The 14,163-nt window shown below is 66.3% G+C and carries 15 protein-coding genes; 9 read left to right on the forward strand and 6 right to left on the reverse strand.

All coding sequences use genetic code 11. The annotated features are described in order from the left end of the window. Positions 1 to 10: 10 nt before the first annotated feature. Together OK352_RS02740 and OK352_RS02745 are read left to right on the forward strand one after the other, a co-directional pair. Entirely contained in the window at positions 11 to 1,255 is a 1,245-nt protein-coding gene (locus OK352_RS02740) for a sensor histidine kinase (RefSeq protein ID WP_265139857.1), read from the forward strand. After that, the gene (locus OK352_RS02745; protein WP_265139858.1) at positions 1,252 to 1,899 is read left to right on the forward strand and encodes a response regulator; all 648 of its coding nucleotides are present in this window, start codon (positions 1,252 to 1,254) and stop codon (positions 1,897 to 1,899) included. Before OK352_RS02740 ends, OK352_RS02745 begins: the two co-directional genes overlap by 4 nt. A 177-nt stretch (positions 1,900 to 2,076) precedes the next feature. Here the strand turns inward: OK352_RS02745 and OK352_RS02750 are convergent, their stop codons facing one another. The 3 genes from OK352_RS02750 to OK352_RS02760 form a co-directional block, all read right to left on the reverse strand. After that, complete coding sequence (locus tag OK352_RS02750) at positions 2,077 to 2,610, reverse strand: GNAT family N-acetyltransferase (protein ID WP_265139859.1); 534 nt, start codon at positions 2,608 to 2,610, stop codon at positions 2,077 to 2,079. Continuing rightward, entirely contained in the window at positions 2,607 to 3,881 is a 1,275-nt protein-coding gene (locus tag OK352_RS02755) for an amidohydrolase (RefSeq protein ID WP_265140268.1), read from the reverse strand. The genes OK352_RS02750 and OK352_RS02755 overlap by 4 nt, the downstream gene beginning before the upstream one ends. Positions 3,882 to 3,959: 78 nt before the next feature. Further along, on the reverse strand, positions 3,960 to 5,024 hold the full coding sequence (locus OK352_RS02760; RefSeq protein WP_265139860.1) for a LacI family DNA-binding transcriptional regulator: 1,065 nt from the start codon (positions 5,022 to 5,024) through the stop codon (positions 3,960 to 3,962). A gap of 128 nt (positions 5,025 to 5,152) precedes the next feature. Between OK352_RS02760 and OK352_RS02765 the strand changes: the two genes are divergently transcribed. After that, positions 5,153 to 6,376, forward strand: coding sequence for an MFS transporter (locus OK352_RS02765; protein WP_265139861.1), 1,224 nt, complete (start codon positions 5,153 to 5,155; stop codon positions 6,374 to 6,376). Positions 6,377 to 6,393: 17 nt separating this feature from the next. Here OK352_RS02765 and OK352_RS02770 read toward each other — a convergent pair whose 3' ends face one another. Further along, a complete protein-coding gene (locus tag OK352_RS02770) occupies positions 6,394 to 7,110 on the reverse strand; it encodes a TetR/AcrR family transcriptional regulator (protein ID WP_265139862.1) in 717 nt (238 codons plus the stop codon). A gap of 145 nt (positions 7,111 to 7,255) precedes the next feature. Between OK352_RS02770 and OK352_RS02775 the strand changes: the two genes are divergently transcribed. The 3 genes from OK352_RS02775 (at position 7,256) to nucS (ending at position 10,404) form a co-directional block, all read left to right on the forward strand. Continuing rightward, complete coding sequence (locus tag OK352_RS02775; RefSeq protein ID WP_265139863.1) at positions 7,256 to 8,686, forward strand: MFS transporter; 1,431 nt, start codon at positions 7,256 to 7,258, stop codon at positions 8,684 to 8,686. A 46-nt stretch (positions 8,687 to 8,732) separates the two neighbouring features. Continuing rightward, entirely contained in the window at positions 8,733 to 9,587 is an 855-nt protein-coding gene (locus OK352_RS02780; RefSeq protein ID WP_265139864.1) for an SDR family oxidoreductase, read from the forward strand. Between the two features lie 121 nt (positions 9,588 to 9,708). Beyond that, a complete protein-coding gene (nucS, locus tag OK352_RS02785) occupies positions 9,709 to 10,404 on the forward strand; it encodes an endonuclease NucS (RefSeq protein ID WP_265139865.1) in 696 nt (231 codons plus the stop codon). A 13-nt stretch (positions 10,405 to 10,417) separates the two neighbouring features. On the opposite strand, the gene OK352_RS02790 is transcribed toward nucS, so the two are convergent. Next, positions 10,418 to 10,582 carry a PIN domain-containing protein gene (locus tag OK352_RS02790; protein WP_265139866.1) on the reverse strand — a complete coding sequence of 55 codons (165 nt, stop codon included), beginning with the start codon at positions 10,580 to 10,582 and terminating at the stop codon, positions 10,418 to 10,420. Positions 10,583 to 10,628: 46 nt separating this feature from the next. On the opposite strand from OK352_RS02790, the gene OK352_RS02795 reads away from it, so the two are divergent. After that, positions 10,629 to 11,294: an HAD hydrolase-like protein gene (locus tag OK352_RS02795; protein ID WP_265139867.1), complete on the forward strand. Its 666-nt coding sequence runs from the start codon at positions 10,629 to 10,631 to the stop codon at positions 11,292 to 11,294. A 52-nt stretch (positions 11,295 to 11,346) separates the two neighbouring features. After that, on the forward strand, positions 11,347 to 12,651 hold the full coding sequence (locus OK352_RS02800; RefSeq protein WP_265139868.1) for a hypothetical protein: 1,305 nt from the start codon (positions 11,347 to 11,349) through the stop codon (positions 12,649 to 12,651). A gap of 14 nt (positions 12,652 to 12,665) precedes the next feature. Here OK352_RS02800 and OK352_RS02805 read toward each other — a convergent pair whose 3' ends face one another. Continuing rightward, the gene (locus OK352_RS02805; RefSeq protein ID WP_265139869.1) at positions 12,666 to 13,061 is read right to left on the reverse strand and encodes a VOC family protein; all 396 of its coding nucleotides are present in this window, start codon (positions 13,059 to 13,061) and stop codon (positions 12,666 to 12,668) included. 102 nt (positions 13,062 to 13,163) lie between these two features. On the opposite strand from OK352_RS02805, the gene OK352_RS02810 reads away from it, so the two are divergent. Then, positions 13,164 to 14,093, forward strand: a complete 930-nt coding sequence (locus tag OK352_RS02810; RefSeq protein WP_265139870.1) for a helix-turn-helix transcriptional regulator — start codon at positions 13,164 to 13,166, stop codon at positions 14,091 to 14,093. Positions 14,094 to 14,163 lie beyond the last annotated feature (70 nt).

Below are 14,163 nucleotides of genomic sequence, written 5' to 3' on the forward strand. Positions count from 1 at the left end.
ACCTAGAGGCGTGAACACTCGGCGCTGGTGGGACGTGGCGGTCATTCTGGTGATCGCCACGCTCTGCGTCATTGCACTCGCCGATTCTGACAGCACGACGGTCGAGCGCTGGGGGCCCGCTGGTCTTCTCATTGCCCTCGGCGTGCTGTACGCCGCGCTGCTCCGACGCTACGTTCCCGTGCATATCGGCATCACTGATGACGAGCCACCTCTCGGCATCGGAATCGCGGCGCAGTTCACGATGATCGCGCTTGCGGCAGCATCCATCGCTCTGAACGCCGACATGATGAACACACTCGTGATCGTCCTGCCGCTGATCTGGCTGTCATCGTCGGGGACGACACAGGCGATCGTCATGAACGTCGTGACGACTGCAGCGTTCGGGGCAGCATTCGCCCAGTCGCAGGGCTGGACTCCCGGGGGAACCGTGACGGCGTTGTCGATCGCCGGCATCTCCACCGCGTTCAGTGTCGCACTCGGGCTGTGGATCTCCAGCATCGCCTCGTGGGGAAGTGAGCGCGCACGCCTCCTGGCCGAGCTGACGGCGGCGCAGGGGCAACTCGAGGCGGCACATCGCGAGTCCGGGGCGACCGGCGAGCGCGAACGGCTCGCGCGGGACATCCACGACACAATCGCGCAGAGTCTGACGAGCATTGTGATGCTCGCCGAGCGTGCATCACGCGAGACCGATCCAACGCCCACGATCGCGCTCATCGAGGACACAGCACGCGAATCATTGGACGAGGCCCGCGGGCTCGTCGCGGCAAACGCGCCCGTGACAGCATCCGCCCCGCTCGAGAGGAGCCTGACACGCCTCGGCGAGCGCTTCGCCCGTGAGACTGGTATGCGTGTGGAAACGCGCGTCGAGCTGGCCGAGCCACTGCCGCGCGAACGCGAGGTCATGCTGCTGCGCTGCGTGCAGGAGGGCCTCGCGAATGTGCGCAAGCACGCTCGTGCCGATCACGTCGCTATCGCGCTGCGGCGGATTGACGATGAGATCCGACTGACGGTCACGGACGACGGCCGTGGTCTCGGCGGCGTCACGATCGATGACGAACGCGGATTCGGGCTGTCGGGGATGCGCGAACGCGTGGGCCTGGTCGGAGGAACGCTGTCGGTGACGGATGCCGCGTCCGGCCGCTTTCCATCGGGCACGATTCTCTGCGTGACTGTTCCCGCTGTCGACCGCACATCGACCGACGGTGCTGCCCCGATGCCCGCTTCCGCATCCAGCATCCGAAAAGAGACATCGTGATCCGCGTTCTCGTCGCAGACGACCACCCCATCGTGCGTTCCGGCATTGTCGGACTGCTCGCAAACGCCGACGGCATCGAGGTCGTCGGCGAGGCGGCGACCGGGGCCGAGGCCATTGCGCGCACGCGCGCCCTGCACCCCGATCTGGTGCTCATGGATCTGCGCATGCCCGAGCTCGATGGCACAGAGGCGACGCTCGAAATCGCCACCGAACTTCCCGATACCCGGGTTTTGATTCTCACAACGTACGAGAGCGACGATCACATCCTCGGGGCGATCGAGGCGGGAGCATCCGGGTACCTGTTGAAGGCGGCACCGTCAGACGAGATCGTCGCGGGCGTCCGCGCCGTGGTTGGGGGCGAGACCGTTCTGGGGCCGTCGATCGCGGCGGCGTTGGTCAAGCGGATGCGACACACCCCTGAGCCTCAGCCGCCAGCCCCCAGCCCGCGTGAACTCGACGTCTTGAGGCTCGTCGCCGCGGGCAAGAGCAATCCGCAGATCGCGCGCGAGCTGTTCATCGGCGAGGCAACGGTGAAGACGCACCTGCTGCATGCCTACGAGAAGCTCGGGGTCTCCGATCGAACACAGGCCGTGCTGCGGGCACTCGACCTCGGCCTCATCGAGCGCCGCGACAACACTTTCTGACATCTGCGGACGTGCTGCACTGCCGCGGAGTTACAGCACGTCCGCAGAGTTACAGCAATTCACTGAGTGCGAGTGATCGCACCCGTTCTGCGCACCCGTTCTGTGCTCCTGGTCAATGGAGCATCGTCCGTCAACAGCGCGTGGTCCCCACTACCAGCCGACACCACGAGGGTGCCGTTACCGCTGCTCTGCTGGCACGAGCGACACACGTGTGCTCAGCCAGTCGTTCGCGTCTGCCTCGGCGGCGGCCGTCGTGAGCGGTTCAAAGCCGGCGCGCTCGGCGACGGAACGTGATTTCGGGTTCTCGGGGTTCACACGCGTGATCGCCTCGGAGATGCCGGGGATCTGGTCGAGGAACGACACCACCAGCATCACGGCTCGCGTCGCGATGCCGCGCCCGCGCGTGCTCGGGTACAGTCCGTAGACGATATCCGCCTGGTGCGGCTGCAGCCCCTCGTGCCCGGTCTCCGCCGTAATGGTGCCCGCGAGGGCACCGTCGGCGATGATGGCAAACTCGTAGATCGGGCCACCCGCGGCCCATGCCTCCTCGGCAGCGGCGAATCGTCGCCGCTCGACGTCGTCGGCATCATCCGACGAGTCGATCCACGTCACGTACTCGGAGTCCCGCCCCGCGATATGCGCCTCGGCATCGGCGGTGGTGACAGGCCGAATCATGACGACGCCATCGTCGGAGTACAGCACCTTGATCATCGTTCCCCCTCAGGTTGCTCAGCCGCGCGGAGCCATTCGCGCGCGGCGGTGGTGAGTGCCGCGATGCCCACGCGCAGCGTCGGCTCGGGCACGGGTGCAAAGAACGGCGAGTGGTTCGACGGCACGCCGTTGGGAAGCGCCGTCAGGGTCTCCGGCTCCGGAAAGAGCGCGGGATCGGCACCGCCGAGAAGCCAGTAGACGATGGGCGCGTCGACCGGGATGGCGAGGTTTCCGATGTCCTCACTGCCCATCACCGGCTGCACCTCGCGCACCGTGACGCCCGAGAGCCGCTCGGCGAATGCGGCAACGGTGCGACCGGTCGCAGCGGGGTCATTGACGAGCACGGGGAACGAGTCACGGCCCGTGATCTCGGGGGCGCGGTCGACACCGGATGCTGCGGCCTCGGCGTTCACGATACGGTGCGCCGCCGCGATCACGCGGTCGCGCACTCCCGGATCGTAGCTGCGGATGTTGAGCCCGAGACGCGCTTCGTCGGCGATCACGTTGCTCTTGGAGCCGGCCTGCATCGTTCCGATGGTGAGCACGGCTGTCTCGCGCCCGGCGACCTCTCGCGACACGATGGTCTGCAGCCGCATCACCGTCGCCGCGGCCATCACGACGGGATCGATCGTCGACTCCGGCTGCGATCCGTGCCCGCCGCGGCCGAACAGGCGCACCTCGAGCTCATCCGTCGCTGCGAACGCCGGCCCTGTTGACACCCCAATGAATCCGGTCGGCAGCGGCATGACATGCTGGCCCATGACGACGTCCGGTGCCGGGACGATGTCGTACAGACCGTCGTCGATCATCACCTGTGCGCCGCCGCCGTTTTCTTCGGCGGGCTGGAAAACGAGCACGAGGGTTCCAGACCAGTCGCTCTGCGCGCCAGCCAGAAGCTCGGCAGCCCCGAGCAGCGCTGTGACGTGGATGTCGTGCCCGCAGGCGTGCATCACCGGCACGTCATTTCCATCGGGATCGATGCCCCGCTCGCTCGACGCGTACGGCAGCCCGGTCTGCTCTCGCACCGGCAGGGCGTCCATGTCGGCGCGCAGCATCACGACGGGGCCCTCGCCCACCCGCAGAACGCCGACGACGCCGGTGCGGCCCACGCCCTCGTGCACGTCGTACCCGAGTTCGGCAAGCCGCGCCGCGATGATTCCCGCCGTCCGCACCTCGTGGAAGGACAGCTCGGGGTACCGGTGCAGGTCCTCATAGACCGGCAGGAGCCGTGCGGCGACAGGTGTCGCGGCATCCAGCGCGTCCGAGCTCACCGTAGTCACGTTCAGGCCTTTCGATCGTGGTGCTTCCAGGGTATCCCGGGTGCCTGGCGTCGGCACCCGCCAGATCGCTCAGGAACGCGCGGGAGCCGTTGTCTCACCGGCCACGAACTCGACGTCGAACGATGTCGACTGCGGCTCACGGCCGTCGAGAAGCGCCAGCACCGCACGCCCCGCAGCCGCGCCCTTCGCATACGTCGGCTGGCGCACAGTCGTCAGTCGCATTCCCAGATGATCGACACGGATGCCGTCAAAGCCCACGACGCTCAGATCACCGGGGACCTCGAGGCCGAGCTCACGGGCGGCGGCAATGGCACCGGCAGCGATCAGGTCGCTCTGCGCGATGATGGCGGTCGGGCGCTGCGCCGGCGCGACGTCGAGCAGGGCAAGAGCCGCACGCCGTCCCGCGTCAACGCGGCTCGCACCCGCGACCCAGCCGCCGATCTCCGGATAGACGTCTCTCGCTCCCTGCAGTCGTTCACGCGCCGGCAGCACACTGTCATGCTCGCAGTCGGGCGTCAGTCTGCGCGGCTCGCTCGGCCGTTCGAGCCCAAGGGTGATGAGGCTGACGCGCTCGTGGCCGAGTTCGCGCAGGTGCTGCGCGAGCATCCGGGTTCCACCCCTGTTGTCCACGCTGATCACCGGGCTCTGCCCCGTCGGCTCCGCCTCGATCGCGACCATGGGGATTCCGCGGCGCCGCAGCACGTCGAGCGACTGCCCGGGGTCGATGTTGCAGCCGAGCAGCACGACAGCATCCACGGGCGCATTGGCGACAGTGACCTGACTCGCGCCCTCCACCGTCTCGCTCATGAGCAGGAGGCTGGCGTCCACCGAGCTGAGCTCCTCGGCGAGCCCGTCGAGGGTCTGGATCAACACCGGGTCGCGAAACGAGACGCCGATGCGGGATGCGAGCACGGCGCCCACGATTCCGCTTCTCCCCCGACGCAGCCCGGCCGCCCGTGGATCCGGACCGACGTAGCCCAGGGCGGATGCGGCATCGAGCACCTTCTTCTTCGTCGCCGCGGACACCGGTCCCTGGCCGCTGAAGGCGATGGATGCTGTCGAGGGCGACACCCCGGCACGCGCGGCGACGTCGGCAAGCGTCGGTCGCGCACTCGCGTTCTGCGGTGTCGGCATGACAGCCTCCTCTCCTCGCTCTCCGGCGGCTTGACCGCCGAGTCGTGTCTCGGCTAGCTTAGGCTGATGCCGTTCTCGAATCGATTCGATCGGCGTTCTCCGGCCCCTCAACTCGTCGAATGGCACTCATGACTGTGACGACTTCACGCAGCGAGACCGTCGCGTGGCGCAATGCGATCTTCGTCATCTTCACGATGGCCGGTCTCAGCATGGCCACGTGGGCAGCACGCGTACCGACGATCAAGGCGAACCTTGAGATCACGACGGGCTCCGTCGGGCTGCTCGTGCTCTGCATGTCTGCCTGCTCGGTCGTGGGTCTGATCCTCGCGCCGATGATGTTCGCGCGCCTCGGGCCGCGTCGCAGCATGCTTGCATCCATGCTGCTGGTCGCGGTTGGGCTCGTCGTCATCGGGCTCGGGGCCGCCGTGTTCTACACACCCGCCGTCGTGGGCGTCGGGCTGGGCCTGTTCGGGTTTGGAAACGGCAGCTGCGACGTCGTCATGAACGTCGAGGCAGCCGATGTCGAGAAGCACCTGAAGCGCACGGTCATGCCGCTCATGCACGCCTTCTTCAGTGGCGGCACCGTCGTCGGAGCCGGCATCGCCGCGCTGACCGAACTGTTCAACGTCTCGATGCTGGTGCACGCCGTCTTCATGGCTGTGCTTATTGCCGTCACGACGCTCATCGCCGTGCGTTTCGTTCCGGCGCGCACGACGACAGAGACGCAAGAACTGAAGCGCCAGAACACGAGCTGGAGGCAGAAGGTCCGCGACAGCCTGGCCGTCTGGGCCGACCCGCGCCTGCTCGCGATCGGCCTGATCATCCTGGGCATGGCGTTCGCCGAGGGCAGTGCCAACGACTGGGTCGCGCTTGCCGTCGTCGATGGGCACGGGATGCTGGAATCTTCCGGCGCCGCAATTCTCGCCGTCTTCCTCACCGCAATGACGGTGGGCCGCGTGATCGGCGGTCCGTTCCTCGACCGATTCGGGCGCGTCCGCGTGTTGATCGGCTGCGGCGTCTCGGCCGTCCTGGGGCTGCTGCTCTTCATCATTGCGCCGAGTCTTCCGCTGCTCGTTGTCGGCGCAGTCCTGTGGGGGCTGGGCGCTTCGCTCGGCTTCCCGGTCGGCATGTCCGCTGCCGCCGATTCACCCAAGGACGCCGCGGCACGCGTGAGTGCCGTCGCCATCATCGGCTACTGCGCGTTCCTCGTGGGACCGCCGCTCATCGGGCTTCTCGCCGACCACATCGGGCTGCTGAATGCACTCTTCGTAGTGCTGGGCCTGATCGCGATCGCGGGCATCGCCTCGCCGGCAGCCCGCGAGCGCTCGGTGCGCATCGAACCGACCGACTGACAGCCGGCCGAAGAACTTTACGGGCGACGCGGTTCGCTCAGCGACTCGGCGCTGACTGTGAGAACGGCGAGTTCTGTGTCGAAGAGAGCATCGGCATCCACGCCCATCGCGGCGTATGCTCCGCCGAGCTCCAAGCTGACGAACCCGTGCAAACGCGACCACACGCGCAAAGCAAGTTGGTACTCGGGCGACGATGCACGGCGTTCTCGAAGCACTTCCTCGCTGTCAAGAACGCCGTTCACTCCCGCGCCCTTTTCGTCGACACTCTTGGATGACTCCGCGCCCAGACGACCCGTGATCACTCCCAGAACAACACCCATGACTGATCGTCCGGCCTCGGAGATCTCTGCCGAATGGGCGTCGTATCCCGGCAACGGCGGCTTGAAGAGTAGTTCATAGCGGTTCGGCCGATCTTTCGCCCACGACCTGTAGGCCCGCGCTAGAGCCTTGACGCGGTCCTCACACTGGTCATCGCGCGCCCCGGGCGCAGCCAAGAGGGCATCGCGCAGGTCATGGTAAGCATCGATGACGAGACTCTTCAGCAACTCGTCGCGGTTCGCGTAGTACCGGTAAAGTGCGGGGCCTGAAACGCCGAGCTTCTTCGCTATGGCATTGAGCGAGATCGACTCCGCACCGCCGTCGGCGAGCTGCTCAAGCGCGACGACCTTGACATCGTCGCGCACTTGCTCGCGAAACCGCTCTCGAATCGATGTACGGCGAGGTTCCGATTCCATGGTGTGCTCCGTCCCGTCCCGCTGTCGCGTATGCCCTAACACTATCAGCTCAAACAAACGCTTGACGTTCTGACGTTTAGTAACGCATACTTGCTTCTGTTAGAACTTATAACTACTCAAGAAAGTTCCTCCGAAAGGGTCAGAAATGTCATTCAGTCACTCGGCGTCCGTCACGGCGAAAGGCTCACGGCCGCCACGTCGAGGCCTGGCAATGGCGGGGCTCGCCGCCGCCATGTTCGTCGTCATCCTCGATGTCTCGATGGTGAACCTGGCCGGGCCGACGATTCGCGCGGGGCTCGGTCTTTCGAGCACGGAGCTCTCGATCGTCGTCGACAGCTACCTTGTCGCGTTCGCGGGCCTGCTGCTGCTCGGCGGACGCATCGCCGATGTCCTCGGGGGCCGACGCGTCTTTCTCACCGGCCTCCTCGTCTACATCGCCGCGTCGCTGCTGTGTGCTCTGGCTCCGTCTGGCGAGTTTCTGATCGCCGGTCGCGTCATCCAGGGAGTCGGTGCGGCGATCATCACTCCGTCTGCCCTCTCACTCGTCGTCGGGCTGTATCCCGACGGCAAGGAGCGCGCCAAGGCCCTCGGCATTTGGGGCGCGGTCGCCGGGGCCGGAAGCCTGTTGGGAGTCGTTCTCGGCGGAGTCGTGACGCAGATTCTCGGATGGCAGTCCGTGTTCTGGATTCCCGTGCCGATCACCGTGATCGTCGGTGCCATCGTTCTCCTGTCTGTTCCCGCAACACGTCCGCGCCCGGGCACATTCGACTTTCCCGGCGCAATCACCATCACCCTCGGCATCTCGGCATTGGCGCTCGGCATGATCTCGGCGCCAGAGAACGGCTGGGACTCGCCCCTCACTCTCGCCGGCCTCGCCCTCGGCGCTGCTCTTCTGGCAACGTTTGTGATCATCGAGAAGAAGTCTCGCGGGCCGCTCGTGCCGCTCGGGCTTCTGCAGAAGAGCAATGTCGTCGTGGCCAACTCCGTGATGCTGCTCGTCGGCGGCGCTTCAGTGAGTCTGTTCTTCTTCCTCCCGCAGTTCCAGCAGAACGACCTGGGCATGTCGCCGGCCCTGACCGGTCTCAGTCAGCTGCCCATCGCCGTCATGATCGTCGTCGCCAGCCTCATCGCGCCCACGATCGCGAAGCTGCTCGGGCCCTCGCGAGCGATGTCAGTGGCCCTGCTGGTTCTCATCGGAGGGTTCCTGTGGCTGGCACTCGACCAGACAGCGAACGGATTCTCCCTCTCGCTTCTCGGCTCCTTCGTCCTCATCGGCATCGGCATCGGCCTCACCTCGGTCTACGCGACGACGACGGCAGTGCGAGACGCGGTTGCGGGCGAATCAGGTCTTCTCAGCGGGCTCATCAACGCATCGCGGCAGCTCGGCGGAGCGATCGGCCTTGCAGCGCTCGTCGGTGTCGCAACGACGAACGCGACGGCGGACGGCGCCATCGACTTCACCACCGCCTTCTTCGGACTCGCGACCTTCGCGCTGATTGCACTCGGGCTCTCGTTCATCCCCACATCGCGGCAACACTCGGAAAAGAGTGCACGTGTCGACACGCTCTCGCGCTGACACCAGCCCTTCCCATCTACGTCACACGCAAAGTTAGGAACTCAGAATGACAACAACAATCCTCGTCACCGGAGCAACGGGAACCATCGGCGCAGCCCTCGTGCCCGAGCTGGTGCGTAGAGGGGCAACCGTGCGAACGATGTCTCGTCGAGAGCACGAGCTCTCGGGAACGCAGAATGCCGTCGCCGATCTGCGCGACCCCGCATCCCTCGAACGAGCCGTCGCCGGGACGGACACCGTGTTTCTCAACAGTCCGTCAGAACCGGATGCCGCCATGCTGCAGTGCCGTTTCGCCGACATTGCCGCGGCGGCAGGCGTGCGCCGGCTCGTGCTCCTGTCGCAGTATGCGGCCGACGCCGACTCGCCCGTGCGCTTTCTGCGCTGGCACGCCGAAGTCGAGCACCACGTTCGTGAACTCGGCATCGACTCCACGGTGTTGCGCCCGAACCTCTATATGCAGGGCCTCCTGCCGTTTGCGGCGAACGCCGCCCGCACCGGTGCACTCGCTGCACCGATCGAGAATGCAAGAGTAAGCGCGATCGACACGAGAGACATCGCCGAGGTCGCAGCTGCCGTTCTCACTGAGAGCGGGCACGCGGGCGCGACATACACGCTGACCGGCCCCCGCGCGGTGACGCATGCTGAGATCGCGGCAGCTCTCTCGCAGGCAACCGGCCTCGGCATCAGCTTCGCGCCGGTATCCGCCGAGCAGTTCGCTGCCGCACTCGGATCCTTCCTGCCGTCATGGCAGGTCGACGGGCTCCTCGAGGACTATGCGCACTATGACCGGGGCGAAGCCGCCGAGGTGTACTCGACGGTGAGCGATCTGCTCGGCCGCCCCGCCCGCAGCATCGAGCAGTTCGCGCACGACCACGCGACGGCGATTTCGGCAGCCGACTAACGCACTAACACCGTTGGCGGCCGCAATCACCGCCCACCAATAATCGGGGACCAACTTTCGCTATCGGAGACATCCGTGGCGTCGTGAAAGTTGGTCCCCGATTGCTGTGTACACTCGCAGGGTGCGTTTGGTGATTGCGAAGTGCCAGGTCGACTACGCCGGTCGGCTGACCTCCCACCTTCCCGAGGCGACGCGGCTGCTCATGCTGAAGAGCGATGGCAGTCTGCTTGTGCACTCGGACGGCGGCAGCTACAAGCCGCTTAACTGGATGAGCCCGCCGTGCACCTTCGAGACCGAAGAGCCCAGCGACGAGCAGCGCGAGGCCGGCATCGTCGACGTCTGGAAGGTCACGCACAAGAAGACGAGCGACCAGATCGTCGTGTCGATCTTCGAGGTGCTTCACGACAGACAGCACGAGCTGGGCATCGACCCCGGTCTGCAGAAAGACGGCGTCGAGGCCCACCTGCAGAAGCTTCTCGCCGAACAGATTGAACTTCTCGGCGACGGTCACACGCTCGTGCGGCGCGAGTACATGACAGCGATCGGCCCCGTCGACATTCTGGCGAAGGATGCTGCGGGCGCATCGGTCGCCGTCGAGCTGAAGCGCCGCGGAGACATCGACGGCGTCGAGCAGCTCACCCGCTATCTGGAGCTGATGAACCGCGACCCTCTGCTTGCCCCGGTCGAGGGAGTTTTCGCGGCACAGGAGATCAAGCCGCAGGCTCGAACGCTCGCGGAGGATCGCGGCATCCGGTGTCTTGTTCTCGATTATGACGCCATGCGTGGCATGGACATCGCCGACGGCCGCCTGTTTTAGGCAGCCGATCCGGTTACACCGCAGCTGCCGGATGGAGCGGCAGCCCTCGTTCCCGAGACGCTGCGTTCAGGTCATTGTCGAATGCGAGAAACTCCGCCAGGTCGCCCGCGATGAGGAGGGCGGTGGCGAGGTGCAGCGCGTCGAGGCCACGCAGACCCGATCGCAGACGCATGGTCACGCTACGGACCCCGTCATCAGGGCGCTCGCCTACGATGGAGAGCACAATGACTACTTCTTCCCGCCCCTGGTCGTGCGTTCTCTTCGACCTCGACGGCACCCTCACCGATTCGGCCCCCGGCATCGTCGACCGCATCGACCGCGCCCTGAAAAAGCTCGGACGCCCCGTCGCCGACAAGGCAGATCTGTTCAGCTGGGTCGGGCCGCCCATGCTTGAGTCGCTCGAACAGTACGGATTCACGCCGAACGAGGCGATCGAGGCGCTCGACGTATACCGCGCGATCTCTGAAGAGGACGGCCCGTGGTCGGGCTCGCGCGTCTACGACGGCATCCCAGAGATGCTCGCTCGCCTGAACGCGGCGGGGATTCCACTCGCCGTGGCCAGCAGCAAGCCCGAGTACCAGGTGGCGCAGGTGATCGAGCACTTCGGGCTGAAGCGCTATTTCGGCATCATCTGCGGCGCATCGGCAGACGAGACCATCAGCGCAAAGGCGGACGTCATCGCCGAGGCGCTGCGCCGCCTGCACCACCGGGGCATCGACCTGTCGAACACCGTGTACGTGGGTGACCGGATCCACGACGTCGAGGGTGCAACAGCTCACGACCTCCCGGTGGTCATCGTCGGCTGGGGCTACGGAACAGAGGCCGAGGCTCAGGGCTCGCTCGCGCACGTCGACACCGTCGCCGAGCTTGAGAAGCACCTCGTCGGCTGAGCATCGCCTCGGAGCGGGCGCCCTCACAGCATCCGTTTTCTAGACTCTGACTATGTCTTCGCTCTGGTGGGTGCCGTCGCTTGTCGTGTTCGGCACGACCGCCCTCATCGTGATCGGCGTCGTATACGTGGTCAGGCTGCGACGTCGGCGGGCGATCGCCTCGGGGCGTATCGCCGATCCAAGACCTGAATCGATCGAGCAGCTCGAGATCCGTGCCGGGCAGGCGCTCGTTCAGGCGGACGAAGCGGTGCGGCACGGGGCCGAGGAGCTCGCGTTTGCCGTGGCGCAGTTCGGGCCCGACGCAACCGCCTCGTTTGCCGAAGCGCTGGAGAACGCCCGCGCGACGCTCAGCTCTGCGTTCGAACGGCGACAGCTGCTGAGCGACGTGACTCCAGACACCGACGCCGAGCGACGCTCGTGGTCCACAAGCATCCTCGAGGCCTGCGCCGAGATCGAGAGCACGCTGAGCGAACAGACCTCGGCGTTTGTCGACAGACGCACCGATGAGCGCACCGCTCCGGAGCGCCTGGCCGCCGTGCGCACTATGCGCGATGAGATTGAGGCGCGAGTACCGGATGCTGAAGCGCGCATTGCCCGACTGTCGAAGCTGTACGCGGCGCGAGCGTTCGCCGATCAGCGCGACGCTGTCCCGAAAGCCCGCGAACAGCTGGCGGTCGCCGATCGCGCCCTTGCCGACGCCGATGCCGCACTGGAATCTGCGGAACCCGCTGTACCGCATCTGGAGAAAGCGGAGAACGCGTGCGCTGCGGCGTCTGCTGCGCTCGATGCGCTCGCCCGTGCCGAAGACCGCCTCGCCTCTGCCGACGCAGAACTCAGGTCGACGATCTCTGACGCCGAACGTGCGCTGACCGAGGCCGCCGGGCTGCGTGACGCCAGCGAACTGCCCGATGCGGCCGAACACATCACGGCGCGCATGGCCGAACTGCGCGGCGAACTCGATGCGGTGGCGGCGGCGACCGGCCCGCAGACGCCACTGCTCAGCATTGACAGCATCCGCTCGGCCCACGCTGCGCTCGACGATGCGCTCGCCTCCGCACGAAGCGCGCAGCGGCGCATTGACACCGCGCGCGACGCCCTGACCGGAGCCCTCTTCTCGGCGAGAAGTCACCTCGAATCAGCGCGTGAATTCATCGCGGCGAACCGGGGGCGTGTGGGTGCTGACGCCCGCACGCGCATTGCCGAAGCCGAGCGGCAACTTGCTCTTGCCGAGGCGGCGAGCGATCCCGTCGAGGCCGTCGACATCGCCCGCGTGGCGGCGCGTCTCGCGCAAGAGGCCGGCGACCTCGCGCACTACGACGCGGGGCCCCGCACCGCGCCCATCATGCGCGGGCGCTGAGCGACAGCATCCGGTCACTGATGCGCCGCGGCCCAGTGTGGACTCTGGATCAGCCCGATCAGGTTGCCAAACGGGTCGACGACCGATGCCGTCCACCAGTCTTCGCTCCTCTGCATCACCGGGTCGAATTCGCGGGCCCCGCTGCGAATGAGCTCGTCGAATGACGCGGCGACATCATCGACGTGCAGATAGACGAGCGTGCCACCGGGCGCGTCAAGGGCGGGTCGAAACGCGGCGCTCATGAGAGCGAACTCGTCTTCGTCGTCCCCGAAGCGCCACTCGGCATACTGCGGCTCCCCGGTTTCTGGTCGCACAAAGTAGGGTGCCGCGTCGAACACACGGGAGTACCACTCGATGGCCGCGGGCATATCTGCGGAGACGAGGTTGACGTTGGCGATTCCTCTGAACATGATCTGTGACCTTTCTGCCGGCGATATCTTCGCGGCTTCTGAATCAAGTCTTTCGTTCAAAGTGCTCACGTTATGAGCACTTAAAGTGGCATTCTTGTCATCATGAGAGCCGACAGACTGATTCGCGTACTCTTCGTGCTACAGGCCCACGAGTCGGTGACCGCCGCCCGTTTGGCTGCAGAGCTCGAGGTCTCCGTTGCGACGGCGAGGCGCGACCTTGAGGCCCTGTCGATGTCCGGTGTTCCGGTGTATCCGCAGCCGGGGCGTGGCGGCGGCTGGCGACTGCTCGGCGGTGCGCGCACGAATCTGACAGGGCTCACCGAACCCGAGTCGACGGCGCTCTTCGCTCTGCTGGGGCAGACGCACGGGAACGCCGCGGAGGCGGCATCCGGAATTCGAAAACTGCTCGCAGCGTTGCCCACGACCTTTCGCTCCAGCGCCGAGCGCGCCATCGGCTCGACGGTGAACGATGGCGGTCGCTGGGGTGACGCACCGCGCACGACACCGCACGCCGTCTCGACGATTCAGCGCGCCATCGCGGCGGGCGCTGCAGTCGATGTCTGCTATCGCGACAGATCCGCTGTGGCTATGACCCCCCTCGGCGTTGCCGCGCGAAGCGGGCGCTGGTATCTGCTCGCCAGCCCTGGTGACAAACCGCGCCTGTACCGGGTCGACCGCATCACGGCGATCAGCATCCGCGCCGACGAGGCGAGAACGCCGCCCGATTTCGATCTGCGGGCGGCGTGGGCGGCTGCCGTTGCCGAGGTCGAGTCGTTGCGCGGCTCCTCCTCGGCAGACGTTCTCGTGAAGGACTTCGCCACGACTGCCCTTCTCGACCGCTTCGGGGTGCAGGCAAGCGTGCAGGACGCCGCGGCAGACGGCGGAGCGCGCGTTGAGGTGCGCGCACAGAGCAGTAAAGCACTCGCGGAGCAGCTGGCGGGATGGACGGCGGCGATCGAGGTAGTCGGCCCACCCGAGGTCCGCGCGGCTCTCGCCGAACTCGGGGCGCGGCTGGTCGATCGCTACGGCTGAGCAGCACCGCTGATGCCTCGAATCGGATTTGACGGCCTCGAGCGACTACACTTCGTGCGGAGACTCCCGC

This window comes from Microbacterium sp. MPKO10, assembly GCF_026107415.2.
GTDB lineage: Bacteria > Actinomycetota > Actinomycetes > Actinomycetales > Microbacteriaceae > Paramicrobacterium.